This is a genomic window from Pseudarthrobacter leeuwenhoeki (genome assembly GCF_055412885.1).
Map to the genome: position 1 here is coordinate 31,107 of NZ_JBVAYY010000021.1, position 24,061 is coordinate 55,167.

Annotated in this window: 25 protein-coding genes and 1 pseudogene; 16 read left to right on the forward strand and 10 right to left on the reverse strand. The window is 64.6% G+C overall.

What is annotated here, in order from left to right:
* Positions 1-7 precede the first annotated feature (7 nt).
* The 5 genes and pseudogenes from ACZYX4_RS16070 to ACZYX4_RS16090 form a co-directional block, all read left to right on the forward strand.
* A pseudogene (locus tag ACZYX4_RS16070) lies at positions 8-157 on the forward strand (pentapeptide repeat-containing protein); the annotation flags it as partial.
* Positions 158-307: 150 nt separating this feature from the next.
* Positions 308-583, forward strand: coding sequence for a hypothetical protein (locus ACZYX4_RS16075; RefSeq protein ID WP_463877689.1), 276 nt, complete (start codon positions 308-310; stop codon positions 581-583).
* A 56-nt stretch (positions 584-639) separates the two neighbouring features.
* On the forward strand, positions 640-1,116 hold the full coding sequence (locus ACZYX4_RS16080; RefSeq protein WP_463877692.1) for a hypothetical protein: 477 nt from the start codon (positions 640-642) through the stop codon (positions 1,114-1,116).
* Entirely contained in the window at positions 1,062-1,373 is a 312-nt protein-coding gene (locus ACZYX4_RS16085) for a PxKF domain-containing protein (RefSeq protein WP_463877694.1), read from the forward strand. The genes ACZYX4_RS16080 and ACZYX4_RS16085 overlap by 55 nt, the downstream gene beginning before the upstream one ends.
* Positions 1,374-1,424: 51 nt before the next feature.
* The gene (locus tag ACZYX4_RS16090) at positions 1,425-1,730 is read left to right on the forward strand and encodes a hypothetical protein (protein WP_463877697.1); all 306 of its coding nucleotides are present in this window, start codon (positions 1,425-1,427) and stop codon (positions 1,728-1,730) included.
* A 653-nt stretch (positions 1,731-2,383) separates the two neighbouring features.
* On the opposite strand, the gene ACZYX4_RS16095 is transcribed toward ACZYX4_RS16090, so the two are convergent.
* Positions 2,384-2,869 (reverse strand): cupin domain-containing protein, encoded by a 486-nt coding sequence (locus tag ACZYX4_RS16095; protein WP_463877699.1) that lies wholly within the window; start codon positions 2,867-2,869, stop codon positions 2,384-2,386.
* Between the two features lie 656 nt (positions 2,870-3,525).
* Here ACZYX4_RS16095 and ACZYX4_RS16100 point away from each other — a divergent pair.
* The 6 genes from ACZYX4_RS16100 (at position 3,526) to ACZYX4_RS16125 (ending at position 10,185) form a co-directional block, all read left to right on the forward strand.
* Positions 3,526-3,672, forward strand: a complete 147-nt coding sequence (locus ACZYX4_RS16100; RefSeq protein WP_463877701.1) for a lmo0937 family membrane protein — start codon at positions 3,526-3,528, stop codon at positions 3,670-3,672.
* An 833-nt stretch (positions 3,673-4,505) separates the two neighbouring features.
* A complete protein-coding gene (locus ACZYX4_RS16105; RefSeq protein ID WP_463877704.1) occupies positions 4,506-5,210 on the forward strand; it encodes a GAF domain-containing protein in 705 nt (234 codons plus the stop codon).
* Positions 5,211-5,219: 9 nt separating this feature from the next.
* Positions 5,220-5,954: a GAF and ANTAR domain-containing protein gene (locus ACZYX4_RS16110; protein ID WP_463877706.1), complete on the forward strand. Its 735-nt coding sequence runs from the start codon at positions 5,220-5,222 to the stop codon at positions 5,952-5,954.
* A 1,185-nt stretch (positions 5,955-7,139) separates the two neighbouring features.
* On the forward strand, positions 7,140-7,778 hold the full coding sequence (locus ACZYX4_RS16115) for an isochorismatase family protein (protein ID WP_463877709.1): 639 nt from the start codon (positions 7,140-7,142) through the stop codon (positions 7,776-7,778).
* Between the two features lie 1,062 nt (positions 7,779-8,840).
* Complete coding sequence (locus ACZYX4_RS16120) at positions 8,841-9,467, forward strand: SRPBCC family protein (RefSeq protein ID WP_463877712.1); 627 nt, start codon at positions 8,841-8,843, stop codon at positions 9,465-9,467.
* 277 nt (positions 9,468-9,744) lie between these two features.
* Entirely contained in the window at positions 9,745-10,185 is a 441-nt protein-coding gene (locus tag ACZYX4_RS16125) for an SRPBCC family protein (RefSeq protein ID WP_463877714.1), read from the forward strand.
* Between the two features lie 169 nt (positions 10,186-10,354).
* Here the strand turns inward: ACZYX4_RS16125 and ACZYX4_RS16130 are convergent, their stop codons facing one another.
* Positions 10,355-10,585: a cold-shock protein gene (locus ACZYX4_RS16130; RefSeq protein WP_463876229.1), complete on the reverse strand. Its 231-nt coding sequence runs from the start codon at positions 10,583-10,585 to the stop codon at positions 10,355-10,357.
* Positions 10,586-10,707: 122 nt separating this feature from the next.
* Here ACZYX4_RS16130 and ACZYX4_RS16135 point away from each other — a divergent pair, with 122 nt between their 5' ends.
* A complete protein-coding gene (locus ACZYX4_RS16135) occupies positions 10,708-11,271 on the forward strand; it encodes a hypothetical protein (RefSeq protein ID WP_463877716.1) in 564 nt (187 codons plus the stop codon).
* 180 nt (positions 11,272-11,451) lie between these two features.
* Here the strand turns inward: ACZYX4_RS16135 and ACZYX4_RS16140 are convergent, their stop codons facing one another.
* From ACZYX4_RS16140 to ACZYX4_RS16160, 5 genes are all read right to left on the reverse strand, one after another.
* Positions 11,452-12,918: a multicopper oxidase family protein gene (locus ACZYX4_RS16140; protein ID WP_463877718.1), complete on the reverse strand. Its 1,467-nt coding sequence runs from the start codon at positions 12,916-12,918 to the stop codon at positions 11,452-11,454.
* Entirely contained in the window at positions 12,918-13,181 is a 264-nt protein-coding gene (locus ACZYX4_RS16145; protein ID WP_463877721.1) for an SHOCT domain-containing protein, read from the reverse strand. Before ACZYX4_RS16145 ends, ACZYX4_RS16140 begins: the two co-directional genes overlap by 1 nt.
* Before the next feature lie 154 nt (positions 13,182-13,335).
* The gene (locus ACZYX4_RS16150) at positions 13,336-14,223 is read right to left on the reverse strand and encodes a F510_1955 family glycosylhydrolase (protein WP_463877724.1); all 888 of its coding nucleotides are present in this window, start codon (positions 14,221-14,223) and stop codon (positions 13,336-13,338) included.
* 80 nt (positions 14,224-14,303) lie between these two features.
* The gene (locus ACZYX4_RS16155; protein WP_463877725.1) at positions 14,304-14,963 is read right to left on the reverse strand and encodes a DUF305 domain-containing protein; all 660 of its coding nucleotides are present in this window, start codon (positions 14,961-14,963) and stop codon (positions 14,304-14,306) included.
* Between the two features lie 133 nt (positions 14,964-15,096).
* Positions 15,097-15,573: a hypothetical protein gene (locus tag ACZYX4_RS16160; RefSeq protein ID WP_463877727.1), complete on the reverse strand. Its 477-nt coding sequence runs from the start codon at positions 15,571-15,573 to the stop codon at positions 15,097-15,099.
* Positions 15,574-15,849: 276 nt separating this feature from the next.
* Here ACZYX4_RS16160 and ACZYX4_RS16165 point away from each other — a divergent pair, with 276 nt between their 5' ends.
* Positions 15,850-16,284 (forward strand): hypothetical protein, encoded by a 435-nt coding sequence (locus ACZYX4_RS16165; RefSeq protein WP_463877729.1) that lies wholly within the window; start codon positions 15,850-15,852, stop codon positions 16,282-16,284.
* A 43-nt stretch (positions 16,285-16,327) separates the two neighbouring features.
* On the opposite strand, the gene ACZYX4_RS16170 is transcribed toward ACZYX4_RS16165, so the two are convergent.
* On the reverse strand, positions 16,328-16,672 hold the full coding sequence (locus tag ACZYX4_RS16170; protein ID WP_463877731.1) for a heavy-metal-associated domain-containing protein: 345 nt from the start codon (positions 16,670-16,672) through the stop codon (positions 16,328-16,330).
* Between the two features lie 610 nt (positions 16,673-17,282).
* Between ACZYX4_RS16170 and ACZYX4_RS16175 the strand changes: the two genes are divergently transcribed.
* The 3 genes from ACZYX4_RS16175 (at position 17,283) to ACZYX4_RS16185 (ending at position 22,468) form a co-directional block, all read left to right on the forward strand.
* Positions 17,283-19,859, forward strand: coding sequence for a heavy metal translocating P-type ATPase (locus ACZYX4_RS16175; protein WP_463877734.1), 2,577 nt, complete (start codon positions 17,283-17,285; stop codon positions 19,857-19,859).
* 12 nt (positions 19,860-19,871) lie between these two features.
* The gene (locus ACZYX4_RS16180) at positions 19,872-21,233 is read left to right on the forward strand and encodes a phenylacetate--CoA ligase family protein (protein WP_463877737.1); all 1,362 of its coding nucleotides are present in this window, start codon (positions 19,872-19,874) and stop codon (positions 21,231-21,233) included.
* 884 nt (positions 21,234-22,117) lie between these two features.
* Positions 22,118-22,468 carry a 3'-5' exonuclease family protein gene (locus tag ACZYX4_RS16185; RefSeq protein WP_463877740.1) on the forward strand — a complete coding sequence of 117 codons (351 nt, stop codon included), beginning with the start codon at positions 22,118-22,120 and terminating at the stop codon, positions 22,466-22,468.
* 211 nt (positions 22,469-22,679) lie between these two features.
* Here ACZYX4_RS16185 and ACZYX4_RS16190 read toward each other — a convergent pair whose 3' ends face one another.
* Together ACZYX4_RS16190 and ACZYX4_RS16195 are read right to left on the reverse strand one after the other, a co-directional pair.
* A complete protein-coding gene (locus tag ACZYX4_RS16190) occupies positions 22,680-23,048 on the reverse strand; it encodes a hypothetical protein (protein ID WP_463877742.1) in 369 nt (122 codons plus the stop codon).
* A gap of 323 nt (positions 23,049-23,371) precedes the next feature.
* The gene (locus ACZYX4_RS16195; protein ID WP_463877745.1) at positions 23,372-23,737 is read right to left on the reverse strand and encodes a hypothetical protein; all 366 of its coding nucleotides are present in this window, start codon (positions 23,735-23,737) and stop codon (positions 23,372-23,374) included.
* Between the last annotated feature and the right edge of the window lie 324 nt (positions 23,738-24,061).

Here is a 24,061-nt window from a genome sequence, read left to right on the forward strand (position 1 = left end):
CCAGCTCCTGCTCCACTGGCCTAATAAAGCGGCCGGCTCTACCGCGACGGCAGCCAGCCAAGAGCGCGCCGCCAGGCGAAGGGGCAGGGCGGCGGGAAGGTCAGCAGACCTCACCGGAGCCGATCTGCGCGGTGCGGATGTGAGCCGTGCCGATCTTCCGAAAAGCCTCTGTTCACGCCCGGAGGGACCCCGCCAAACCGGCACCTGTCCTTCACCGGCCAGACGGCGTACCCTGAGCACACTCGTACACCCGTACCGGCCCAGGAGTTGCCTCATTCCTCCGGGCTCTCTCAGGAAGGCATCATCAATGGAGATGAATATCAGGGACCACTGGGACCGGCTCAGCCCCGCAACACAGCGGTGGCTCACCGACAACCCCGGATGCCTGATCCTGCCGCGCACCATGGCCGAAAGAATTTGCCAGGAATCCGGCAACAGCGCGGAGTGTGACCGGCACGGCCAGTCAATGCTCTCCCCGGAAGACCTTGACTTCCTCCACGCCGTGGCGGAAGGTACCCCGGCCCCGCCGGAACACCGGTTCTTTGACGCAATACAGCCCGGGGAAGGCACATCGACCTCCTGAAAAAGAAGGAGTCCTACCACCCGACGGCCTTCGGCCAGGGCCTGATCGCGGCACGTGTGGCTGGCGCACTGAATTCCCGTAATCCCGGGACCTTCTTCCACGTGCTTCCCGGCCAGACCATCTCGACCACGTTCCCGTCCGCCGGCGGCCCGCTGAGCGTCTCGACGCAATGGCCCGGAAGCGATGTCGTGCTCAACCTGACCTCACCATCAGGCAGGGTCTATGACCGCGCCGTCGACGCCCGCGGAGTCCAGCACCAGGTCGGCCCGACGTTCGAGAGCTACCAGCTCGATACGTCCGAACCCGGCACCTGGACGGCGGCCCTGTATGGGGCCCGGGTCGCGCCGGAGGGCGAAGAGACGCGGCTCGATGTCTGGAACACCCCCGCGGCCAACCAGCGCCCGGTCGCCCGGTATACCCAGACTGTGAAAGGACGGACAGTGACCGTGGACGCCAGAACGAGCTCGGACACTGAACGATGGTTACCGGCCGCAAGGCAACGCACACCTACACCGAACCGGGCACGTACCTGACGACCCTGGCTATCCGCGATAACCAGGGCGGCGAGGCCTACGCGGCAGCTGATGCCGCGGTCACTATCACCAAGTACGCGTTTACCGGATTCTTCAACCCGGTCGCACCGGCTCCAGGGGCGACGGGCGCGAAGGCCGGTAGTGCGGTGACGATGAAGTTCAGCCTCGGCGGAGACTTTGGTTTGGATGTCCTCGCGGCCGGATCGCCGTCGTCAGCGCCGGCGGCCTGCGGCCGCCTTCGGGCACTACCGGGATGACGAGGGACGGCCTATCGTGGTCCTGACGCAGCCCGAAGGAAAGGGACGACGATGTTCACCTTGCAGATCAGCTATCCGGTCCGGGACTACGACGCCTTTAAGGAAGTATTCGACATTGATCCCGCAGGCCGTGCCGCCTCCGGCGCCCGGTCTGTCCGCCTTCTCCGGGATATACACGATCAGAACAGCGTGGTTGTGCACCTTGAGTACGAGTCCAAGGACGCTGCGGGCGCCTTTCTGGAACGGCTGCGCAGCCAGGTTTGGGAAAAACCCGAGATGATGGGGGATCTGATGGCAGTATCGCCAACAGCCATGATTCTGGAGGAGATGGCCCGAGAGGGTCAGGGCGCGCTCTGACCGGCTGGGTCCGGTAGGTGTAGAGGACAGGCCGGAGGGTCTTCCAGGTGTCACGGGAGTAGCGTCAGGGGCTTCTTGCCGCTCGCGAAAGTAGTTGAGCATTGAGTCCCTCCAAGGAAATTGGCGGCAAATATCTGCAGTGTAGCGGCTGTATCGCGCATGGTCCTCCGCGATTCCCGGGAGGCAGGGTCTGACAGCTCGCCTGCTGCGTTGTTGACAGGGACGAAGTTCTCGGAGGTCGGATGCTTGGGGGAGCCGGAATCGGATGATCGGCGCCGCCGGCCCAGATTTGGCCTCCGGTTTGCTGTCCCCGAACGGCGGTTCCACCCGCGGCGCACTCCGGACCGATGCAGCCGCTGGGTACTACCTCCCGTGCCGGACGCAGTACGCATAAGCGCCCCACTGCCAATCAGTCTTACGGTTTTGTCAGGGATTCGCGCTGTTGGTTTTCAAGCGTCTTCTCGGATTCCCGACGACGCCGGTCCACGGTGCGCATCGGCTGCGTGATCGGCCTCTTCTGGTTCTCTTTATCCAAACCCTGGACACGGTCTCCCTCGCCGCCGGCAGAAGTCCCCGTCGCACCAATCGGTGGTTAGAACCCAACCCGGACCGACCGGCGGGCCGGCCCCCGTGTCGTTTTCCAGTGGCGTCCACTACCCGTCGTTCGCGTGCTGGTCGGCGTCGGTCACGGACGGCCGTTCGGTCCAGGTTGGCGGGTTGTCGGTGCCAGCAGCCTCATCTCGGGCGGCATCAGCGGCCGTCTCGTGGATATTGCCGGCCGCGTGGTGGACTGGCGCGTAGATCACGTGGAGTCGCATGGGTTTATCGCCGGTGTTGGTGACATTGTGCCAGGTGCCGGCCGGGACGAGGATGCACCACCCGTCCGAAACGTCATGCTCGAAGGTCAGGCTGTCCTTGTCCGGTCCCATCTGGGCCTTGCCGGTGCCGGCGTCGAGGCGGAGAAACTGGTCGGTGTCGGAGTGCATCTCCAGCCCGATGGATTCGCCGACGGGGATCGACATGAGGGTGACCTGTAGGTACTCTCCGGTCCAGGCTACTGTTCGATAGTTGTTGTTCGCGGTGGTGGCGGTCTCCAGATCGAAGGAGTTGGGCTGGGGGCCGATGTCGGTGAGTGTCATGTTGGGGACGGTCCTTTCTGAGCGATGTCGGTTGTTGTTCGGGGCCGGGTGGGGTGCTGCGTATTACCGTTCTACGCCGGACCAAGCCCGTCCGGCAAGCATGGTAGTGCCGAGCTACGCGGCGAAGCGCGCCGATAACACAATGGCCGGGGGGAACTATCTCATCAACGGTCCCGTATCCGGCGAGCAAGCGAAGAGGGTTCTAGGGGACGCAGCCCGGTCATGCGGCTGCCGGCCCATCGGACAATGAAAGCAATGGAGGGAGGTGGGATCGTTATGCAGAGCCTAGAGACTCAGTGCGCCGTGCGGGCGTGCCTGGGGGCCCGCCCCGAGCGCGGGCAGGACCCGGTTGCGGCCGAGGTTGATCTTCCCCGGCAGGATCAAGTCTTTGAGGGCAAAGAAGCGCCTCACCCTGTCAAAGCGGGGTGCGGCTGTCCGGGGGAGGCCTTTGGTGGGGAGAATTGAGGGTGTGGACAGTGTCCACACTTTGGGTCACGGACTGGGCCGTACCGGTGCCGGACTTGGCCGGATTGCGTATGTTTCGGCGGGAGTCTCGTGCCCTACGCCTTATCTTTCTGCTACTTCTACCCACACCGATACTGACATAGGGTGATATGCACCACACGACTAGCGTGCGGGAATTAAAGGAGACTCTCATGCTGCTCTGGATAGCTATCATTATCGCAGTTCTCTGGCTTCTCGGCCTGCTCTCCAACATCGGCGGCGGCATAATTCACATACTTTTGGTTATCGCCGTGGTCGTCTTGGTCATCCACTTCGTCCGCGGCAGGTCCCGCGCTTAACATACAAAACAGTGATCCGCCCCTGCGGGACAGCGAGGTGGGAGTAGCGGCAGCCCTGAGGTGGGCTCTGCTGCCACCTGCGGCAGCGAACGCGGACAGAAGAAAACGGCGTCAGATGCGCGATTCCCTCACTAGGCCAGCGTTTCAGGGTTGGCCGCGGCCGTCGCAGCTGTGGCGGTTGCCTTTGTCGTAGCAATCTTCTTGGGCATTTCCGTCTCAAGGAAGTAGTGCTGAAGAACGGCCACACGATTTATGCCGTGTTCGCCCGCCTTGGCGAACAACTCGGGGACGGTCGTGGTCGGCGTCGAGCCCAAGAAGTGCCGCCGGCGACGACGCCCGGGCTCGGCTTGATCTGCCTAGCGACCGGCATGATTCCCCGCTCCACCGGGGAACACGAGTTTCCGATTCAGAGTATCGGCGTTGCTCCCCTTGGTGACTATGTCAACCTTTGCTGGCCGTGCGCGGAGGAGACCTGCGATCCCGCTATGGACAACCGGCCGCCAACCGGTGACGCCGATAATGTTAAGCCCGCCGCTCCGGTCGTAGTGCGCCGGGTCGCGCCACGGTGGGAACCCGACTCGTCAGCCGCCAGTGCCACTCCGTACGCTCGAGTGTCTGCCGGGACCGATCTGGGGTGGGGAGCCGTTCTGCCCGGACTTCAGCCGGGCCTGCGTGCCGGGCACGACGGGCGTTATTCTTAGCGGTGTGAATCATTTGTTCGGTGTGCCAGGTACCGAACGCTGCCGGACCAGGAGAAATCGGGGATGTGAGGCTCGCCATGGATATTGCACCTGCATCCCAGAGCCCTGCCCGCTTCCCGCGAGGCATGTCCCATGGTTAATCCAGAAGGTTCGCCGGCTACCCCGCCGGTCGACGCTGACCTGTGCACACCCTTCCTGACGCAGTTGCAGGTAACAGGTGCTGCCGTCTCCATGTTTGGCGGGGCCGCACCGGAAACCCTGGTGTGCGCGAGCGACCCGCTGGCCGCCCGCATCGATGAGCTGCAGTTCGATCTTGGGGAAGGACCAAGGTGGGAGGCCCTCCGTACGCGGCTGCCGGTTCTCGTCCCGGACGTGTACGACACAAATCCGTATTCCTGGCCCGTTTTTAGCAAAGCTGTCCTGGACACGGAGGTCGGCGCGTTGTTTGTTTTCCCGCTGACCATCGGCGCCTTGGATCTGGGCGTCGTGGAACTTTATCGCACGAAACCGGGGAGCCTCAGTCATACCGACCATGCAGCCGCCGGGGTGCTCGCCCGTCAAGCTGCATGGGAGCTGCTTCGCCGTGTTCTTTCGGTGAACTCCGCTGACACCGACCCGGCCGTGGATGCTGCCCTGATGTCGAGGCGGGAAATTCACCAGGCAACGGGGATGGTGCTGGCCCAGGCCGGGGTCAGCGCGGCGAATGCCCTGCTGCTACTGCGCGCACATGCCTTCGCCAACTCCATGACCTTGCGGGACACGGCTGATACGGTTCTACTTCGCCGCCTGAGTTTTAGCTCCCGGGATGATCAACGCGACAACGACGGGCTGCAGTAAAGTGGGATCATGGTGACGACAAGCCGCGCTGAGCGCGTGAGCGCCGCCTTCGTGAGGATCACAGACACGCTGGTTGCTGACTACGATGTGCTGGATCTACTCCATGCCCTCGTTGAAGTGTCCATCGATCTGCTGGACGCCGCCGCCGCCGGCCTGCTCCTCGCCGACCCGTACGGCGAACTGCAGGTCTTGGCCTCCACCAGCGAACGAAGCCAGCTCGTTGAGATACTCCAGCTCCGGGCCGGCGCCGGTCCCTGCGTGGAGTGCTACCAGACCGGGAAGCCCATTGAGGTGGAGGATATCCGCTCACTGAATGGCAAATGGCCGGAATTCCAAATGGCCGCGCTCTCCCAGGGTTTCCGTTCCGTTCACACCGTCCCGATGCGCGTTCACGGCAAGATCATCGGTGCCATGGGCCTCTTTGGTGAGAATCCCGGGGCCCTGACCCGGGAGGATTCCGCCATCGGCCAGGCCCTGGCCGACGTCGCGACGATCAGCATCCTCCAGGAACGCACCTCCCGGGAATCGGCTCTGGTCAACGAACAACTACAACGCGCCTTGAACAGCCGGGTCCTCATCGAACAGGCCAAGGGCGTCATCGCACAGACCGCAGCGGTGGACATGGAAGAGGCTTTCCGGCGCTTACGCGACCATGCCCGCACGAACAACCAAAGCCTTCACGACACGGCACGACACATCATCAACCGCACAATCACCCTGTACCCGGCGATTGTCGACCGGTAACCCCTTCCCTTCACCCCCCGTTTCGCCCGCGCCGCCCAGCAGGAACCGATGGCGGCTGCCGCACCACGCGGTTGACTTAGGGCATAAGTCATCCGCCCGGGCATAGCCCAGCCCGTGATCCTGCCAGCACCATAAGCAAGGGCGTTCGCTACAGGGATTCCCCGCCCCGAAGGGACATCAAGTACGGCCGCCATCTCATGCTGTGAAAAGCGCCAGCCGCCGGGACCTTTCCAACCCGCAATTCTTCCCCTACGCTGTGATTGTTGCCCCGGACCCTGGCAGCGCCCCGTTTTTCGGCGCAGTTCTCCAGGGAGGAACCCCACACATCGAAAGTACCCACATTGTCCATGCCATTCGAGATGCCATTCGGGCGGTGGAAGAGGCCGCGGCTAGAAACGCACTCCCGGATTTCGAACATGAACATTCCGCTCCGGAATTACAGAGCGCAGTGGCGTGGGCCGTTAGGCACGGCATGCCCATCCGCGACGTCGCCACCGCAGCCCGCATGACGGCGCTGGAAGTTCTGGACGCAGCCGACTCCCTCAACTATCGAACGGCTAATTCAGGGCCGCCAGAACGCGGCCGGCCCGATTCCGGATGAACAAAACAGTGCGCAGCCCTTGTCGCCGTGCTACTGCACATATTCCCTGCTCCCTCTCCTTTGCGGAGAGACCGGGACTGCCCCCGGATTGAGATCCCGGCCCTGTTGAGCCGGTACTGATCGCGGGGGCTGGCTGGGCATGTCAGGGTCGTTTCTGTAAACTGCATGGTCGGAATCGGCTATTAAAGACCTCAGCAGGCTTTGAAGAAGCGTTGGAGCACCCGCTCCGAAGTTCAAGGCGGAGACGGGGACGCGCTCATCGACGCCGTGGAACATGCCAGGGAAATCACAGGAGCCTGGCAGTCGCAGGGGACGAAGCCGTAGCATTTGATCCCTAGCCGCGAGAAGTGCTTGGCATCGGTACCCATGGGAAGGCACGCGGGTATGGCCACTGCGTGAGGATCCTCTGCTGCCAAGGAATTGATTGTCGCCTCGGGGACGGGTCCCGTGAGCGGGGCTTGGAGCGCCTTTGGCCTGAATCAATCGTGTACGGGCCCTCGTGCCGCTGGTGGCCCCGGTGTCGATTGGGGAAGATGGAAGGGTCGCCGTCAGGCGGCCAGCTAACCATTATCCGGGAGAACATCATGAGCACCCCTCGTCGCGCCCTCATCCTCATCGACGTCCAGCAGCAGTACTTCACTGGACCTCTCGAGATCCAGTATCCGCCGCACCAGGAGTCTTTAGCGATGATCGTGCGGGCTGTCGACGCTGCGGCCGCTGCAGGCGTCCCTATCGCGGCCGTGCAACACAGTGCAGGAGAAGGCGCACCGGTCTTCGCGCCGGGCACACCGGAATTTGAACTTCACCCCGACATCGAACGCCGCAGGACCGATACATGGAAGGGCGTCATCAAGCAGTACGGCTCGGTCTACGCTGACACAGACCTCGCCGGTTGGCTGCGCCAGCATGACATCGATACCGTCACCCTGGTGGGCTACATGACCAACAACTGCATCCTCGCCTCGGCCGTTGAAGCGGAGTTCCTCGGCTTCAATACCGAAGTTCTCTCAGATGCCACCGGGGCCATCAACCTCGCGAACGACGCAGGTTTCGCCGACGCAAAAACAGTGCACACCACGCTGCTCACGCTGTTGAACTCAAACTGGGCCGCCGTCAGCACTACCGATGCCTGGGCCGATGCCCTTGAAGCCCGGCAGGCTCTGGCAAAGAGCGATCTTGGAAGCTCGGCAATAGCCGGGGCCGCACACCTGACCCGGGCATAACCGGCTTTCCCGGCGGGTCATGGGGCGGTCGGCCGATCGGACCAGGAAGGGATGAAGGGAGGTGAATCGTTATGCAGAGCCGGGAACCTCAGTGCGCCGTGCGGGCGTGCCCGGGAGTCCTTAACGAGCGCCGGCAGGAGCAGGTTGCAGCCGCGCCTGAACTTCTCCAGCAGGATAAAGTCTTTCAGGGCAAAGGAGCCCGCGCCCTGTCAACGCGGGGTGCGGCTGTTTGGGGGAGGCCTCTGGTGGGGAGGAATGGGGGTGTGGGCAGTGTCCACACTCTCGCCCCTGATCTGGTGTTCCGGGTGTGCGGGGTCCCGGGTAGACCTATTTGTTTGTGTGGGGGAGCGGCTGCCTACGGCAGTCCGGGTACCGCCCTTCGGGGTCTCTTCTGGGTGTTCATCCTTGTTCGTCCTTCCGTCGGGTTTTCGCGTTCACTCCTTCATGGTGGTTAGGGCCGCGTACGACATGATTTGCTGATTATGCTTTAGATCGACCAAGGGTTGCGGCCGTTCCAGGATGTCCGCTCTGATACCTGTTCATGCAGGAATGCGGGGGAACCGCATGACATAGCCTCCCCGACTGGCCACCAAGCGTTGAAGCCGCCTACGAACCCGAAGGACACTGGGGCGCCTATGTGCGGGCACGCTACATCGAGGCCCGGAAAACGTCTGCGGAGGCTGAGCTAGTGGTGTCGGACGCCCCACATGGCCAGCTGTGACCCGTCGGCGCGGTGAGCACTGTGGATCCGGACGCTTCGGCCGCGGCGATTGGGGACTTCCGCAAGGGCGGTAACGTGGCGGACGCCGTCGCCGCAGCCGCCACCCTTAGCGCGACCGAGCCTTACAGGGCCGGGATCGGCGGAGGGGACTTGCGCGAGTAGCCGCATGCGTGAAAGGCCCCATATTTAGAACGTGGGTCCGCGCGGCAAAGGGTTAGGACGAAAGTCCCGGAAGCGGTGGTAGCGGAAGTGCACCCCGGAGTGGGCCGGCCCCGGGGCTTATGGCCCGTGACAGCGGAATCCGCGGTCTGGAGAATTGCCCGATGACGAAGCCACACAACATGAGACAGGCTTCCAGGCCCGCGGCAGTGTTCGCTGGGCTGGTGGCATCGGGCTTCCTGTTCCGGCGCTTTCAGCTGCGTTGGGGTGCCACCGCCGCTGAAGCCGACGGCGGGCTTCCGGGCGACGGCTTCCTGTCGATTGCCGATCTTCAGTCAACGCGGGCGATCACCATCGAGGCTCCGGCGGATGCAGTGTGGCCCTGGTTGGCGCAGATGGGTCAGGGTCGCGGCGGACTCTACAGCTACGACTTCCTTGAAAACCTCGCCGGCCTGGACATCCACAGTGCTGACCGTATCCACCCGGAGTGGCAGGACATCGAGGCAGGCGATCGCTTTCACCTGGCCCCGGCTGCTTCCGCTGACCTGGAAGTGGGGTTAGTGGACCAGGGCAACGCCGTCGTGCTGCGCGTTCCTCCCGGTTCCCCGCCCGGGCCGTTCGATTTTTCCTGGGCATTTGTCCTGCAGCCACGGTCCGACGGCACCACCCGGCTGCTGGTGCGGGAGCGGTATGCTTACCGGCGGTGGTGGGTCCGGTTCTTGGTCGAGGCGGTGGAGGTTGCCAGTTTCATCATGTCCCGGCGGATGCTCCGCGGGATCAGGAGCCGCGCAGAGGGCAACGATCAATAGCGTTCCTTGAACCTCTGGGCGAAGGCCGTCACTTGTAGTCCGGGCGGGCCCCGCTAAGCAAATTATTGAGCAAAGCGGCGAGGAGGTCGGCCCGCTCATGCATGAGTGCGAGAAATGTTTCGTTGTGTTTCGTGGGGTGGTGGGTCCTCACGGGTGCCCGGACAGGAACCCAGGCTTCTCTTGGGACCCCTCCAGAAGGCCCGCGATAGTGTCAGAGGCATGACGCGCCCTGTAGGGGGTCTTGCGCCGCCAGGGTGCCTCGGTTCTACAATCGCGGATGGAGAATCTTCGATTCAGCGTCGATGTCGACGCTCCCGCGCAGCACGTCTGGAACGTCATGCTCGACCTCGACACTTACCGGGAATGGACGGGCGCCTTCCACGAGGGATCGACGTACGAGGGCGGCTGGAACGAGGGCGAGGAGATCCGCTTCCTCGGCCCGAACGACGACGGCACGGCGAGCGGTCTCTTCGGCACCATCGTCGAGAATCGGCCCCACGAGTTCGTGTCGATCCGCTATCTCGGCGATATCGAGAACGACGTCGAGAACCGCGAAGGGCCCGCCGTCGGGCTGCACGAGAGCTACTCGTTCAGCGAGGCCGACGGGGTCACGACGCTCGTCGTCGAGCTCGAGGTGCCCGACGAGTGGGCCGACGACATGCGCGGCATGTGGTCGGAGGCGATCGTCACGATCAAACGGCTGGCAGAGCGGGCCTAGGTCGACGAAATCCTGACCCGGTCAGGAATGGCGACAGCCCCGACAGTCTTGTGACGGCAGCTTTCCAATGGGCTGCTCATTTCTTGCCACTTCCGGTCACCCTCGCCAGCCAGCCACTTTTTTCGCCCGGTCAGGGATCCCCTGCCGGACCGTGCCGCCGAAGCTTCGGCTACGAACGCTCCACGCGGTCGGCAACGATGGAGAATTCATCCTGCTGCGCCTCGTGCCAGGTGAGCCTTACGTCTTCGCCTGGGACAAGCTCAAGAAACTCACTCGCCCTCTGGACGATGCAAGAAAAATGGGCGAAACATTCTGCGGCCACACCTTCAACTTGGATGGATCCCCACCCCTCTTCGCAGTGCCAGGTCTTCACGGTTCCCTTGCTCCAGGGTTCATACATGTCCCCGATGATAGCCACCTCGTGCCATTGGCTACTTTGTGCCGACTAGAAGGGACGGTCAGCAAGTTTCCGCCCCGTCAGGGTTCGTTGAACGGGCGGCCACGACGGTTGATTCCCTGGCTGTGGGGCTCTCCGGCCGCAGTGATTTCACTTCCGAGTCCGTCATTCTTCTGATCCTCTGCGGCGCCACTGCAGCGGCCATGCTGGCCCTGTACATCCACCTGATCCGCCTGGTTCAGGTCCTTTTCTCAGTTCGATTCCCTCCCGAATTCCTTCGTTTGCAAGAACGACGACGCGCCGTTGCGGCAGCGAAGCGAGTAGTGCAACTCTGCCTGTCCTTACCGCATCACGCAGCCGGGCGGGACAATACATTCATGAGACTAGAACTGCTCCATATTGATGAGTGTCCCAATTCGGTCAGAGCTTACGAGCGACTTGAAGCAGCTCTGACCGCCCTGGGTCGTACCGATGTCGAAGTTCACATGCGCCTTCTAGAGTCCGTGACAGATATTGAGGGCACCGGATTTGCGGGTTCACCGACGATCACTGTCAACGGATCTGATGTTTTCCCGGATGGAGCATCCGCCAGCGATTTGGCCTGCCGTATCTACAGGACGCCCAATGGCTATGCCGGCCTGCCCACGATTGACCAGCTAACGGAGGCTCTCAGGAAGAGTGGACTCTAACTCCGCCACCTGCTCGTGCTGCGGGAGAGTGATGCAGCGTTGGAAATTGCATGTCCTTGGGTCTTGGCCTTCCTATCGCTGCCAGGGGTGTGGCCGGGGGTGCCATCCGGCTCCGACCGGATAGCCCCGGACGACACTGAATACGGCGCTGCATGTGCCTGGGTCGTCACTCCACGCTTCTTACCGGACTTCGATAGCGCCCATCATGCCGAGGTCTTCGTGGTCCAGGATGTGGCAGTGGTAGGCCGAGCGGCCGCGGAAGTCCTTGAAAGCCACCCTGACTTTCACACGCCCGTTGGCGGGTACGTTCACTACGTCCATCCAAATGGCCTTGTTCGTCCCTTGGCCGTTTTCCTCGATGATTTGCATCGGCCAGACGTGCAGGTGAAAGGGGTGGTCCATGGGACTGGTGTTGGTCAACGTCCATTCCTCCACATTCCCGGCCGCGACCGTTGTATCTGTCCTGGCCTCGTTGAACTCCCTGCCGTTGATAGTGAAACGCATCATGCCCATGCCCATGCCCATGCCCATGCCGGCGCCCAGGACGATCTGCCGGCGGGCCGCGACGGCCGCGGACCGCAGGTCTCCCAGCCCCGTCTGGGCCGGCACGGCCGCCAGGGCTGCGACCGAATCGCCGGCCACGCGAAGGGTGGCCAGTGCGGCGCCGTCCGGCTGATCTGGAGGGTTGCGTGCGCCCGATCCCGGTCCCATCATTCCTGGCATGCTTCCCCGGTTCTGGTAGAGCGCGCGCAGCACGGAGTCTCCGGTTGTTGTGGTTACGAGAAGGTCCGCCCGGTTTCCGGGCGTCAGGAGAAGTTCATCCACACTCTCGGGCGTCGGGAAGCGGCCGGAGTCCATGCCGAGGAGCTGCAACTGCTGTCCGTCGAGCCGTAGACGGAGGTAGCGGGACACGCACGTGTTGATGATGCGCCACCGTTCGCGTTGTCCTGGGCGGGCACTGAATTGCGGGTTGCTTTGACCGTTGACCAGGATCAGTTCACCCTCCCGGCCCATTATCCGTTCCATCTGAGGGACTTCCGGGATGTTCCCCAGGCCGTCCAGGGTGGTGTCCGAAATGACCAGTACCCGTTCCGCACTTGCCTCGATGGGTTCAGGGTCCTCGACGATGATTGCCCCGAAGAGCCCGGCGAATATCTGATCGGCGACCATGCCGTGGTGGTGGGGGTGATACCAGTACACGCCGGGCGGATGGTCCGCGGGAAGTTTGTATTCGTAGTCGAACGTGCCGCCGGGGTCCACCGAGACGAAGACGTTGTCCCCGTTGCCCTCGGGGGAAACGTGGAGGCCGTGCACGTGCAGGTTGGTGGTCTGGGCCAGCTTGTTGACGAGCCCGATCTTCAGGACATCGCCGGCGCGTACGCGAAGCGTGGGGCCGGGGATGCCGCCGTTGTAGCCAAGGGCCGCGGCCTGACGGCCTGCCAGCAGAATCTGTCCGGGCGCGGCTTCGAGCCGCACTTGCAGCTGGCCGTTGGTGCTCCGTTCCTCCGGAGGCTGGGTCAGTTCGCCTCCCGCAACGGGAGACTTCCGCGACGACAGGGTCCAGATCAGCCCGGCACCGCCAGCCGCAGTCCCCGCAATGCCGAGCCCGCCCAGCAACACCGCCTGTCGGCGACTGATGGGCTGCACTACGGGCCCTCACCGAGCGCTTTGAGTTGCTCGCGGTACTGGTCCGCGGTGAGCTCTCCTCTCGCAAAGCGCTCATCGAGGATCTGGCGGGCCCTGCTCCCTCCGACAGGCGGCGGCCCGCCTGGCCCCGGAGGTCCGTATCCATTACGGACGCCGCCGCCAAAGACTCTCACCGCCAGCAACACCAGCAGCGCGATCCCAATGAGCAGCAGAAGAGCCCAGAGCCACATCCATCCCATGCCTTGTCCGTAACCCCACATCATGATTTATGCCTTTCGTTTCCAAAGTTACTTCCGACTCTTCGCGCGGCCTCGGCTGACAGGTAGAGTCCGAGGTCCCGGTCCACTCGGGCCGGTTTTCTGCGCACCCCAACGGTCGGCAGCAGGCCTCGGCGCAGATCCTGCAGTGCTCGTGTGGTCAGGCGGCGTCGGCGGGCCGGAACGTGACTCCGCCGTCGGTGGAGACGACGAGCCCGCTGGCCGTGGCGGCCCAGATGGTTGGGTTTGCCTCCGCGCCCGTGACTGCCGCCACAGCCTGTACTGTGTCCTGGATTTTGCCTTTTTGGGTCCAGGTCGCGCCGGCGTCTGCCGAGACGTGGACGGTCCCGTTGGGTTCAACTCCGACCGCCTCGGCGGGGCTGGCGAAAGCGGCGTGCTGGACTACGGGTGCGGAGTCCACGGTGTTCCAGGTCTTACCGCCGTCCGTTGAGCGGCGGATCCCTTGTGGGGTGGTTGCCAGGACAGTGTCGCTGGTGGGGTTTCCGGCGAGGGCGGCCGGGACGAAGTCAGCGGCGGCCGTGGTCCAGGTTTTCCCGTCTGGGCTGGTGCGCAGGGCGCCGTCGAAGCCGACGATTCCGGATTTGGTCGCGGTGAGTGCGTGGAAGTCGGATTCGCCCTGGCGGGAGAGCTTTTCCCAGGTTTTACCGGCGTCGGTGGATCTGATCAGCCCGAGCGGGTTGGCCAGGTCGGAGCCCTCTCCGGGGTGTCCGGAAGCGTAGAGGACGCCGTGGTCGGTGCCGCCGGTGAAACCCATCAGGTCATTGGTGGGGCCGATTTTGGCAGCGGGTTGTGTCGTGATGTCGAACAGGCCATCGTGGGTGGCCAGGAGCACCTGGCCGGTTGTGCTGCTGACGCTCAGCCCGTGAACGTGGGCGTCCGGCAGGGGGCTGGCGGTGCTGCCTGCGGGGGAGCGGCCCGCCGGGACGGAGGGCGGGCTGCATGCGGACAGGGCAAGGATGAGGCCGGCGCCGGCTGCCAGAACAGCTGTGGCGCGGACGCGGACGCGGGGGCGGGAGGGATTGGGCATGGGGGCTCCAGGGATTCAGGGGGGTATGCAGGGCGGGGTTGGGCGCCGGCCCGGGAGGGGCCGGCGCATCGGGGCACCGGTCAGAGGGTGGCCAGAAGGGCCTGCATTTCCTTGATTTCGGCGTCCTGGGCGGTCACGATGTCTTTGCTGAGTTGGATCGCGTCGGCGTTCTGGCCCTGGGAGGTTTCGGTCTGGGCCATCCTGACGGCGCCTTGGTGGTGTGCGATCATCTGCGTCAGGAAGAGTTTGGCTGCTTCGGTGCCTTGGGCGGCCTCGAGCGCCTTCATGTCGTCCGCGCCCATCATGCCGTCCTTGTTGTGGCCGGCGCCCATGGTCGGGGATTCGTTCCAGGTCTTGAGCCAATTGGTCATCGTTTCGATTTCCGGTGCCTGGGCTGCTTTGATCCGTGTGGCCAGGTCGGTGACCGATGAGGGGATGTCATTCTTCTGGAGTATCGTCTCGCTCATCTCCACGGCCTGTTCGTGGTGCGGGATCATTCTCTGGGCGAAGATGGTGTCGGCTGCGTTGTGTTCGGCAGTGGCGGCCGGTGCACTGCTGGACATCATCCCGGGGCCCTGGCCCATTCCCGGCATCGAGCTGGCGGAGGATGCCGGACTGCTGGAGGAAGTGGGGCTGCTGGAGGTGGGCGACGGTGCGGAGGGGCCGGTTGAGCAGCCGGCGAGGGCGAGTGCCGCAGCGATGGCGGTCGCGGAAAGGGTCAGAATCTTCGTGTTGTTCATGGCGGTTTAGGTCCTTCAAGACATTGGGGGGCGCGTGGGTGCCAGGGGGTGTGTGCATCAGTGATGCGCCCGGCTCAGAGGATGAGAGCCAGGCAGGGACGGGCGCCGGTCAGGTCACAGCGCGGGCCCTGTTTTACGTTCGGCTGATGCAGAGCTCGTCTGGTGATGGGCTGCCGGGAAGATAGGACCACAGCGTGCTACTAGCGCGCTGGGTCCCTGCGTTGGTGTTCCGGGCGATGATTCCGGTGCCTGGCAGCGGTGCGGCCAGAGAGCCTTTCTTCGGCGCCGGGGTGCAGGGCGCAGTCATGGACTGCGTGCTGGTGCAGTGGGTCGAGTCCGTGCACTGCACGGTCCGGGCACCCGCTTGGTCCTGTGCTGCGGGCATCTCCGGGGCAGAGAATGGTCCGGGAGGATGTTCTCCCGCGTGGCCGGCCGGGGATGAGCCGTGCTGGGCGCTGATGGTTGCTGCCGCTGTGGCGGGGGAGTGCATGGCATGGGTGGCGGTCATGACGTGCATGCCGAAGATCCCGGCGATGAGGGCCAGGACAGCGGTAAACAGGCCCGCACGGCGAAGGAACGCAATCGCGGGGGCGTGTGCCGGTGCGGTCATGACGGTCCTCCTTTCCTGTGGCGGGCTTCCTGTTTCAAGGCTACCGGCCCTGCGGCAGGGCCGGTAGCCGGTATAACGATCACGTAAGGGACTTTGTTTCTGTCGCCGGCTGATGCGCGTGGTCTGGACGTTCGATCTTGCGGGTAAAACCCTGGGGGACCACACTAAGGGCAGCATTGCGGACTTGGCGGAGGGCGGCGCTCATGGGCGGCAACGGTGCACTCAGTATCGTGGCCGGCGTGGACGGTTCGTCTCCGTCCGGCGAAAGCAGCGGCCGTGACCGGTGACCACTCCTCCGACTTGCATCCGGTGGCCGACCCCGGCGGCGGTACGGCTCCGGGGCGGACCGTCCGGGGCAGACTCCACGCGCTGTGGCACACGGTGGTCGGGGCGGTGGGCCTATTCATGGGCCTACTTCCACACGTCCTGCACCACATCGGACTGCTCGCCGGAACCGCACTGGTGGCCGGATCCGGCGGCACCGCACTGTTCGGCGCACTCGGAATTCTGGCATCCATTCCCATGCTGGTCCGCCTCAACCGTCGGTTCGGAAGCTGGATCGCGCCGGCGCTGGGACTGTTGGTTTTCGCCGTAATGTTCTCCGTGTCAGCGTTTGTCATCGGCCCGGCAATCAGCGGCACCGGAGGCGACGTGACTCCGGGCCCGGTGCCCACCACGGTCCACACCGGCGAGCACACCGGAGGCCACTGAACACCCGGGAGTTATGGCCTTTCGCCGGAGCCGCGCGGAAACGCTACCTCGCGCCGGTCAGGACGTAGCCGCAGGAGCGCACGGCCTCAGTCAGCGCCTCCTGGTTTGCGGTGCCGGTGACACTGAGGCCCGACGTGCCGCCCGGGACCAGGTCTACGGCCGCTGACTGGACCCCGGATACCCGGGACACGGCCTTTTCGACGGTTTGGACGCAGTGCCCGCAGGTCAGCCCGTCCAAGGCGTATTGCCCGCCGGACGCCTGAGCCTCCGACGTTCCGGGGGCCGGAGCCGCAGCCTGCGTTTCGGCCGCGGGGGCGCAGCAGCTGCAGCCGTGCTCCGCAGTGGAGACCAGAGGGAGTTGGGCTCGTGTTTCGGTTGTTCCGCACATGTCAGTTTTCCTTCAAAGCGAGGGTCAAAAGGGGCTGTTGTGGTTGAACGGCTGTAGCGGCCTGGGGCCGGACAAACCACGTCACTGACAACAATCGTATGATACCCCCCAGGGGTATAAGTCGCAAGAGTCAATGGTGCCATCCTGATATCCCTATCCTCGGAGGGGCAAGGGGGCCAAAGACTCTGATGCGGCAGGCCGGGCGGATGGATAGTGAACCAACCGCAAGGGCACTCGTGCGCCTGGGCGCCGTCAGGAGGCAGTACGGGAGGCAGTAACGCGTTTGGGGTTAAATCCAGATAGGGCGCCAGGGGCACCGAACGTCTTCCGCCGCCATGTCAGGCGGAGGTGTTGACGCATACCCCTTGGGGGTATATGTTCGGCTTAACCGAAAAACGACGTCCCGGGCGAAAGCCTTTACGCAATGAAGGTCCAGCTACGGGTGGACAGAGCCCGCCGCTCTCCCCGGATTACCTCATTTTCCAAAGGACGCACTTTGCCTTCCAACCCCAATCCCGTACCCGATCACCAACCGGCACCGGCCAACAATCGCAGCCTGCCTGGTGATCCGGCCGTCCTGCCGGGCAGCACCGGCGTAGAAGGAGGAGCGGTGACCACGCTTCTGAAACGCACCGTTGTGGAAGTCCGCGGCCTGCAATGGGCCACCTCAAAAGCTGTCGTGGAACACGTCCTGCTGCAGCGGCCCGGAGTCGCCGCCGTTGACGCGAACCCGGTCGCCCAGACCGCGACCGTGAGCTTTGACCCGTCCGTGACCTCCGTGCAGCAGATCTCCGGGTGGATCCGGGACTGCGGATACCACTGCCGGGGGGAAGCGGTCCCCGACCACGTCTGCTATCCGATGGAAGAAACGGGGCGCACCTCGGCGGCGGGGCATGGCGCCGCCGGCAAGGCCGGCGCCGGCCAGCCGTCCGGGCACGTCCACCCCGCCGGGACCGCGCTACCGACGGAGCCTGTGCACCGGCCGGAGCCTGATCACCAGACCATGTACCCCGGTCATGCGCCGGAAACGGCGGAACCCCACCCCGGGCATGCCCAGCCTGCAACGGACAGCCATGCCGGCCACGGCCCGGGCCCGCACAGTGCGCTGCCCCGGACCCCGCAGGACATGATGGGCCACGGCGGACACCACGGCGGAATGTCGATGGATGACATGGTCAAGGACATGCGCAACCGGTTCCTGGTCGCAGCCATCCTGTCAGTAGGCGTGACGCTCTGGTCCCCGATGGGCCGGGACATGTTCGGCTTCACCGCGCCGACCCCGTTCGGGCTTCGGGATGACGTCATGGCCCTGATCCTGTCCCTTCCGGTCATTTTCTACTCGGCCTGGATCTTCTTCGACGGCGCCTACCGGGCCCTCAAAGCCCGCACCTTGGACATGATGGTCCTGGTCGCGATCGCCGTGGGCACCGGATGGCTTTACAGCGTCTGGGTCACTTTCACCGGCGGCGGTGAAGTGTTCTACGAAGCCGCCACCGTCCTGACCTCCTTCGTGCTGCTGGGCCATTGGTTCGAGATGCGCGCACGCGGCGGGGCAAACGAGGCCATCCGCACCCTGCTCGAGCTTGCCCCGCCGGTCGCGGTTGTCATTCGCGACGGCGAGGCGGCCGAGATTCCCACCTCCGAGGTACAGGCCGGGGACCTGCTGCTGATCCGGCCGGGATCGAAAATCCCGGTTGACGGGGAGGTCGAGGACGGCCAGTCGGAGGTCGATGAGTCCATGGTCACGGGCGAGAGCCTTCCGGTGACCAAGACCATCGGCTCGGACGTCATCGGCGCATCCATCAACACCACCGGCACGATGCGGGTCCGGGCCACCAAAGTCGGCGCCGACACGGCCCTCGCGCAGATAGTGGCCCTCGTCCAGGAAGCCCAGAACTCCAAGGCACCCGGCCAGCGGCTGGCCGACAGGGCCGCGTTCTGGCTGGTCCTGGTCGCCCTGATCGGTGGAACCCTGACGTTCGCGGCCTGGCTCGCCCTCGGCGCCGGAGTCCAGACGGCCCTGCTGTTCGCGATCACCGTTGTCGTGATCACCTGCCCCGACGCACTGGGACTCGCCACGCCGACGGCCATCATGGTCGGCACCGGCCTCGGCGCCAAACGCGGCGTCCTGTTCAAGAACGCCACCGCCCTGGAAGTCTCCGCCCGGATCGACACCGTCGTGATGGACAAAACCGGCACCCTGACTAAGGGCGAACCGGAAGTCACCGACGTCGTGGTGGAAGGAATCGGCGAAAACGAACTCCTGGCCCTGGTCGCCGCGGTGGAGCGGGAATCCGAACACCCGCTCGCTGCGGCTGTGGTCCGGCACGCTCGCGAACACGGCGCACCCGTCCTGGCTGCCTCGGATTTCCTCAACGTTCCCGGTCACGGGGCCGGCGCTACCGTGGACGGGCGCCGGGTGCTGGTCGGCAACCGCAGACTTATGGCCAACGAAGGCATCGACCTGGGCCCGCTGGCCGCGGTTCGCGATGAACTCGCCGACACCGGACGGACCGCCGTCCTCGTCGCCGTCGACGGCAAGGCCGCCGCGGTGATTGCGTTGGCCGACGCCGCGAGGGAAACCGCGGCCGCGGCAGTCGCGGCCCTGCACGAGGCCGGGATCGAGGTCGTCATGCTCACCGGAGACAACGAAGCGACCGCCCGGAGGATCGCCGGCCAGCTGGGCATCGACACCGTCATCGCCGAGGTGCTGCCAGGAGACAAATCGGCGAAGGTGGCCCAGCTTCAACAGGCGGGGAAGAAAGTCGCCATGGTCGGCGACGGCGTCAACGACGCCCCGGCCCTGGCCCAGGCCGACCTCGGCATCGCGATCGGCGCCGGCACCGATGTGGCCATCGAAACGGCCGACGTCGTCCTGATGCGCTCGGACCCGCTGGATGTTCCCATCGCCCTGCGGATCGGCAAAGGCACCCTGCGCAAGATGCGCCAGAACCTGGGCTGGGCCGTGGGGTACAACGCGATAGCGCTGCCCATCGCAGCAGGGGTCTTCGCCTTCGCCGGCTTTGTCCTCAGCCCCGAGATCGCGGCCCTCTCGATGTCCGGGTCCAGCTTCCTGGTTGCCGTCAACGCCCTGCTGCTCAAGAGACTCCGGCTGCCCCGGCCGGAAACACCCGGGGCCACCACCGCCCATGCTGACCGGCCCCTGGCCCCGGCCGGTAACCGCTAGACCACCAGCGCCGTGGACCTCCGCCTCATCTTCCGTGTGCTGTTCCTGCGGGCCGCATGGCGGAGGCGGGACCACTGGGACGCAGCCCAAATCACAGCCCACCAGGACCAAGCCCTGCGGGAGCTGCGCCGCGCAACCTACGCCGGCTCCGAGTTCTACCGGCGCCATCACGCCGGCCTGTACGATGCCCCTCTGGACCAGCTGCCTCCCGTGACGAAAGCGGACCTGATGGACCACTTCGACGAGGCCGTCACCACGCCGGACCTTAGGCTGGCGGATCTGGAGAACCATCTGCGGTCCCTGACGCAGAGCGGGGGAGACCCCGGGCGGCCGTGGAAGGGCCGGTGGTGGGCTGCGGCGACGGCCGGCACCACCGGCCGGCGCGGGACCTTCATCTGGAACCGCTCCGAATGGGGCACGATCCTGGCCTCCTACGCCCGCGCCAACGACTGGGCCGGGATCTCCGCCGGCCTGACCCGTCCCCTGAAAATGGCATTGGTGAGCTCCCTCGTCCCCACACACCAGTCCGCCGTCGTCGGTGCATCGCTGCGCTCCGGATTCGTCCCCACCCTCCGCCTGGACGTCTCGGCGCCCATGGACGAGACGGTCGCCGCGCTCAACCGGTTCCAGCCCCGAATCCTCATCGGCTACGCCTCAGCACTGAAACCACTGGCGGCAGAGCAACGGGCCGGCCGGCTGCACATCGCCCCGCAGGGCGTGATGTCCGCCTCCGAAGTGCTCAGCCCACACACCGCATCGGAACTGGAGACGGCATGGGAAAGCGCTCCCTTCGATGTTTACGCCGCCACCGAAACGGCCGGGATAGCCTCACCCTGCACCTACCGGAACCGCCATGTCTACGAGGACCTGCTGATCATCGAACCCGTGGACCAGGCCGACCACCCCGTACCCCCGGGGACGACCGGGGCAAAGCTCCTCGTCACGGTCCTGTTCTCCCGCACGCTGCCGCTGATCCGCTACGAAATGTCCGACACCGTGAGACTGGACGGACGGGGATGCCCCTGCGGGCGTTGCTTCACCACTCTGGAGGACATCGAAGGGCGCATCGAAGACGTCCTGCAATTGCCAGGGAAGGCAGGGAAGGTAAATGTCCACCCGATTGTGTTCCACCACATTCTCGACCAAGCCGCCGCTGCGGGGTGGCAGATCATCCACGAGACCTACGGGCTGCGGGTCCTCATGGTGGGCCTCGCTCCCGGAGCCTCCACGGAAGGAGTCCGCGCCGCAGTAGCCGGCGCGCTCACCACAGCCGGGGTCACTCCCGTCCGGGTCGATGTGCAGCTGGTTGAACATGTTGAACGGACAGCCCTGGGGAAAGCCCCGTTCGTGCGCAGACCAGAGGGCGGCCGCTGACGCGATTACTCTCCCTGCAGAACCAGGGTGCGCCCGCGGGCTTGCCGGCTCATGCCGACGAAGCCTCGCCTGAGCTGTCCGGCCCTCCAAGGCGTACATTACGGCCGTTGTTTCGTTTGGCTCTGTTAGTCCGCGGTCAGCGTCTGCAGGGTTGCAGCCGGGTCATGCAGCGGTCGGCCGGTCGGATCATGAATGGTTTGAAGGGTGGTGACGTCGTGATGGAGAGTCTAGAGGCTGAGCATGCCGTGCGGCGTGCCCGGGACTGCGCACCGGGCGCTGGCAGGACCCGGTCGAAGCTGCGGTTGATCTTTTCCTGCAGGATCGAGTTTGCAGGTTAAAGAAGCGCCGCACCCTGTCGATGCGGGGTGCGGCTGTTTGGGGGAGGCCTCTGGTGGGGAGAGCTGGGGGTGTGGACAGTGTCCACACTTTGGGTCCCGGACCGGGTCGTACCGGTGCCGGACTGGCCCATATTCGGCACGTTTCCGGGGGAGCCCAGTGTTTGCAAGGGCTGGAACCCGGTTCGAGTCCCACCTCGGGCGCAGTGTTTTCACTGTTCAGGAGCCTTTTTTGGTGTTTCTTCGTGTGGACAGTGTGCACACTCTCGCCTCTGATCTGGTGTTCCGGGTGTGTGGGGTCCCGGAAGGCCTTTTCGGTTGTGTAGGGCAGCGGCTGTCTACGGCGGACTGGGTACCGCTCTGTGGGCTCTCTTCTGGGTGTTCATCCTCGTTCGTCCTTACCGTTGGGTTTTTCGCGTTCACCACTTCATGGTGGCCAGGGCCGCGTACGACATGACTTGCTGATAATTCTTTGGATCGACCCAGGGTTGCGGCCGTTCCAGGATTTCCGCGCTGATACCTGTTCATGCAGGGTTGCGGGGGAACGGCATGACATGGCAGCTGATCCGGAGCGGATCATGCGGGCCTGTGGTCCACGGACCGGGCTTCGTCGCGATCGACTTCGGGAGTGCCTACTTTCAGCATTCCTTCGGCTGCCAGATGGGCCTGGTCCCGGTCCGCGACGGGATTCTGGGGAAGACGCATGCGCATTGCGTCTTCCCCCCTCCCGGTCGGCAGAACTTCGGCCACCACAACTTCGCCATCCACGGCATCACCGGCCGGATGGTCGACAACGCCGACGGCTCGGGGCTCGTGCTGCCCGTCTGGCCGCCTTCACCGGGGACCTTCCCTGGTGGCCCGCACTGTTGTCGCCGAACGGTCCATGATCCGGACCTTTGAGGCGACCGGTGCCGTCCCGCCGCCCTCCACGTCCTACTGCAGGCGGCGCGCCGCCCGGTTGCACCTGCCCCGGCCGAGGACCGGGAACACTTGCGCCAGCTCCTCAAGCGCGCCGCGTCAGAGGAACGGCACCGCGGGCACCTTGCTGCCGGTCTGATTTGGTCAAGTGCTGACGGTTACTGGGGTCTGAGGGGGAACCCGGTCGCCGGCGTCACGGAGGGCCTGGACGCCGCGGACGGCGCCGCCACGGACTACTGGACCCTGTGACGGCAATCGGCCCATCGTTGCCGAGAGTCCGGATGATGACGGCTGCCAGAACCAGGATGATGCCGAGAACAATGAGAATCCAGGTAGGAACTGCCGCCGCGGCGATGGACTGGTTGCAGGCGGCTTCGGCGCCGGCGCCGCCAAGGGAGTCATAGTAGGCCGCTGTGAAGTTGTCCGCCCGGAAGACGCTTCCGCACATATTGCCGACCTTCTGGGATCCGAGAAAGATGCCGGCGCCGGCTGCCAAGGGGCCAAGGACGAGAAGCCAGGTCCAGACGCGGTGTGTGAGTGAGGTGTTGTGATTCCCGGACATGGTTTCCCCAATGAATTTCTTTCGAATGATGCTGGGGGAAGCATACCGGCGCGGCCGGCCCGGCGCCGCACAGGGAACGTCATGACCTACAATCCAGCACACGAATCCGCCGGCCAGCCCAACAGCGAGGAGGTAGTAGTAGCGATCTCCAACGGTGTCGGCTTCGGACTGACGGTACGCGTTTTCACGCAGGATCTGCGCACAGCTAGCGGAGGCTGGAGTCCGGTTCGAGTGGCGGTCAGGTCGGTGGGGTCGATCCTGGCGGTGCCGAGGATCGTGTCGAGGGACGTCATGCACATCATGTGTACGGACTGCCGGCGTGCTTACTCGCCGCCGTAGCTCTGTTCAGGCCACTTCCAACGGCCGTCAGGTGTGATTTCGTAAGACACCTGACCGAACAGGAGATCACTCGTACCAGCAGGGTTGCCGCCGTGGGCCACGTAATTTGCCTTTGTCTCTATGCCGCGTTGCTTGAGGAATCGCAGGAGCTGCCACACCGACGCCGCCGCGCACAACAACGGAATGCCGATCAATGCCCATTGACGTACCCCGGCCCAGTGCAGGATGAACAAGGGGGCCACGCCTCCAAGGCCAACGAACAGGGCTAGTTGAAACCCCATGGAGAACTTGAGGTCAGCGTTGGAGGGCCGGCTGTTAATGTCGAAGAGGGGATCGCCAGGGCTTTGCACAGTGTCATTCCTATCAGAAGTTCGGCGGGATCATTTCGTTAACAGCGGCGCGCTGTCACGCATCCGCCGGCCGGGCCTGGAGTAGCGCCGGAACAAAGCGTCGGGCTCCCACTTCCATTGGTCGAAGTCTGGCTGCTGACCGGCAAGGATGGAGACCAAGCTCCGGAGGGGGTGGCGTCGAGGACCTCAGCGGACCAGGACGGTCCGGCGTTGATGGCTCTTCAAGGTTCCCGGGGAATGGTCTGCTGAGATGATTGCTCATGCGGCTATCCGGGCTGCACTTCTCAAGAGGATACGCGATTTGTAGTTGTCGGGGTTTCGGTA

Coding starts and splice junctions, on each gene's coding strand:
- ACZYX4_RS16075 (WP_463877689.1), top strand. CDS start 308: ATGGAGATGAATATCAGGGACCACTGGGACCGGCTCAGCCCCGCAACA.
- ACZYX4_RS16085 (WP_463877694.1), top strand. CDS start 1,062: ATGGTTACCGGCCGCAAGGCAACGCACACCTACACCGAACCGGGCACG.
- ACZYX4_RS16090 (WP_463877697.1), top strand. CDS start 1,425: ATGTTCACCTTGCAGATCAGCTATCCGGTCCGGGACTACGACGCCTTT.
- ACZYX4_RS16095 (WP_463877699.1), bottom strand. CDS start 2,869: ATGACACTCACCGACATCGGCCCCCAGCCCAACTCCTTCGATCTGGAG.
- ACZYX4_RS16100 (WP_463877701.1), top strand. CDS start 3,526: ATGCTGCTCTGGATAGCTATCATTATCGCAGTTCTCTGGCTTCTCGGC.
- ACZYX4_RS16105 (WP_463877704.1), top strand. CDS start 4,506: ATGGTTAATCCAGAAGGTTCGCCGGCTACCCCGCCGGTCGACGCTGAC.
- ACZYX4_RS16110 (WP_463877706.1), top strand. CDS start 5,220: ATGGTGACGACAAGCCGCGCTGAGCGCGTGAGCGCCGCCTTCGTGAGG.
- ACZYX4_RS16115 (WP_463877709.1), top strand. CDS start 7,140: ATGAGCACCCCTCGTCGCGCCCTCATCCTCATCGACGTCCAGCAGCAG.
- ACZYX4_RS16120 (WP_463877712.1), top strand. CDS start 8,841: ATGAGACAGGCTTCCAGGCCCGCGGCAGTGTTCGCTGGGCTGGTGGCA.
- ACZYX4_RS16125 (WP_463877714.1), top strand. CDS start 9,745: ATGGAGAATCTTCGATTCAGCGTCGATGTCGACGCTCCCGCGCAGCAC.
- ACZYX4_RS16130 (WP_463876229.1), bottom strand. CDS start 10,585: ATGTATGAACCCTGGAGCAAGGGAACCGTGAAGACCTGGCACTGCGAA.
- ACZYX4_RS16145 (WP_463877721.1), bottom strand. CDS start 13,181: ATGATGTGGGGTTACGGACAAGGCATGGGATGGATGTGGCTCTGGGCT.
- ACZYX4_RS16150 (WP_463877724.1), bottom strand. CDS start 14,223: ATGCCCAATCCCTCCCGCCCCCGCGTCCGCGTCCGCGCCACAGCTGTT.
- ACZYX4_RS16155 (WP_463877725.1), bottom strand. CDS start 14,963: ATGAACAACACGAAGATTCTGACCCTTTCCGCGACCGCCATCGCTGCG.
- ACZYX4_RS16160 (WP_463877727.1), bottom strand. CDS start 15,573: ATGACCGCACCGGCACACGCCCCCGCGATTGCGTTCCTTCGCCGTGCG.
- ACZYX4_RS16170 (WP_463877731.1), bottom strand. CDS start 16,672: ATGTGCGGAACAACCGAAACACGAGCCCAACTCCCTCTGGTCTCCACT.
- ACZYX4_RS16185 (WP_463877740.1), top strand. CDS start 22,118: ATGACATGGCAGCTGATCCGGAGCGGATCATGCGGGCCTGTGGTCCAC.
- ACZYX4_RS16190 (WP_463877742.1), bottom strand. CDS start 23,048: ATGTCCGGGAATCACAACACCTCACTCACACACCGCGTCTGGACCTGG.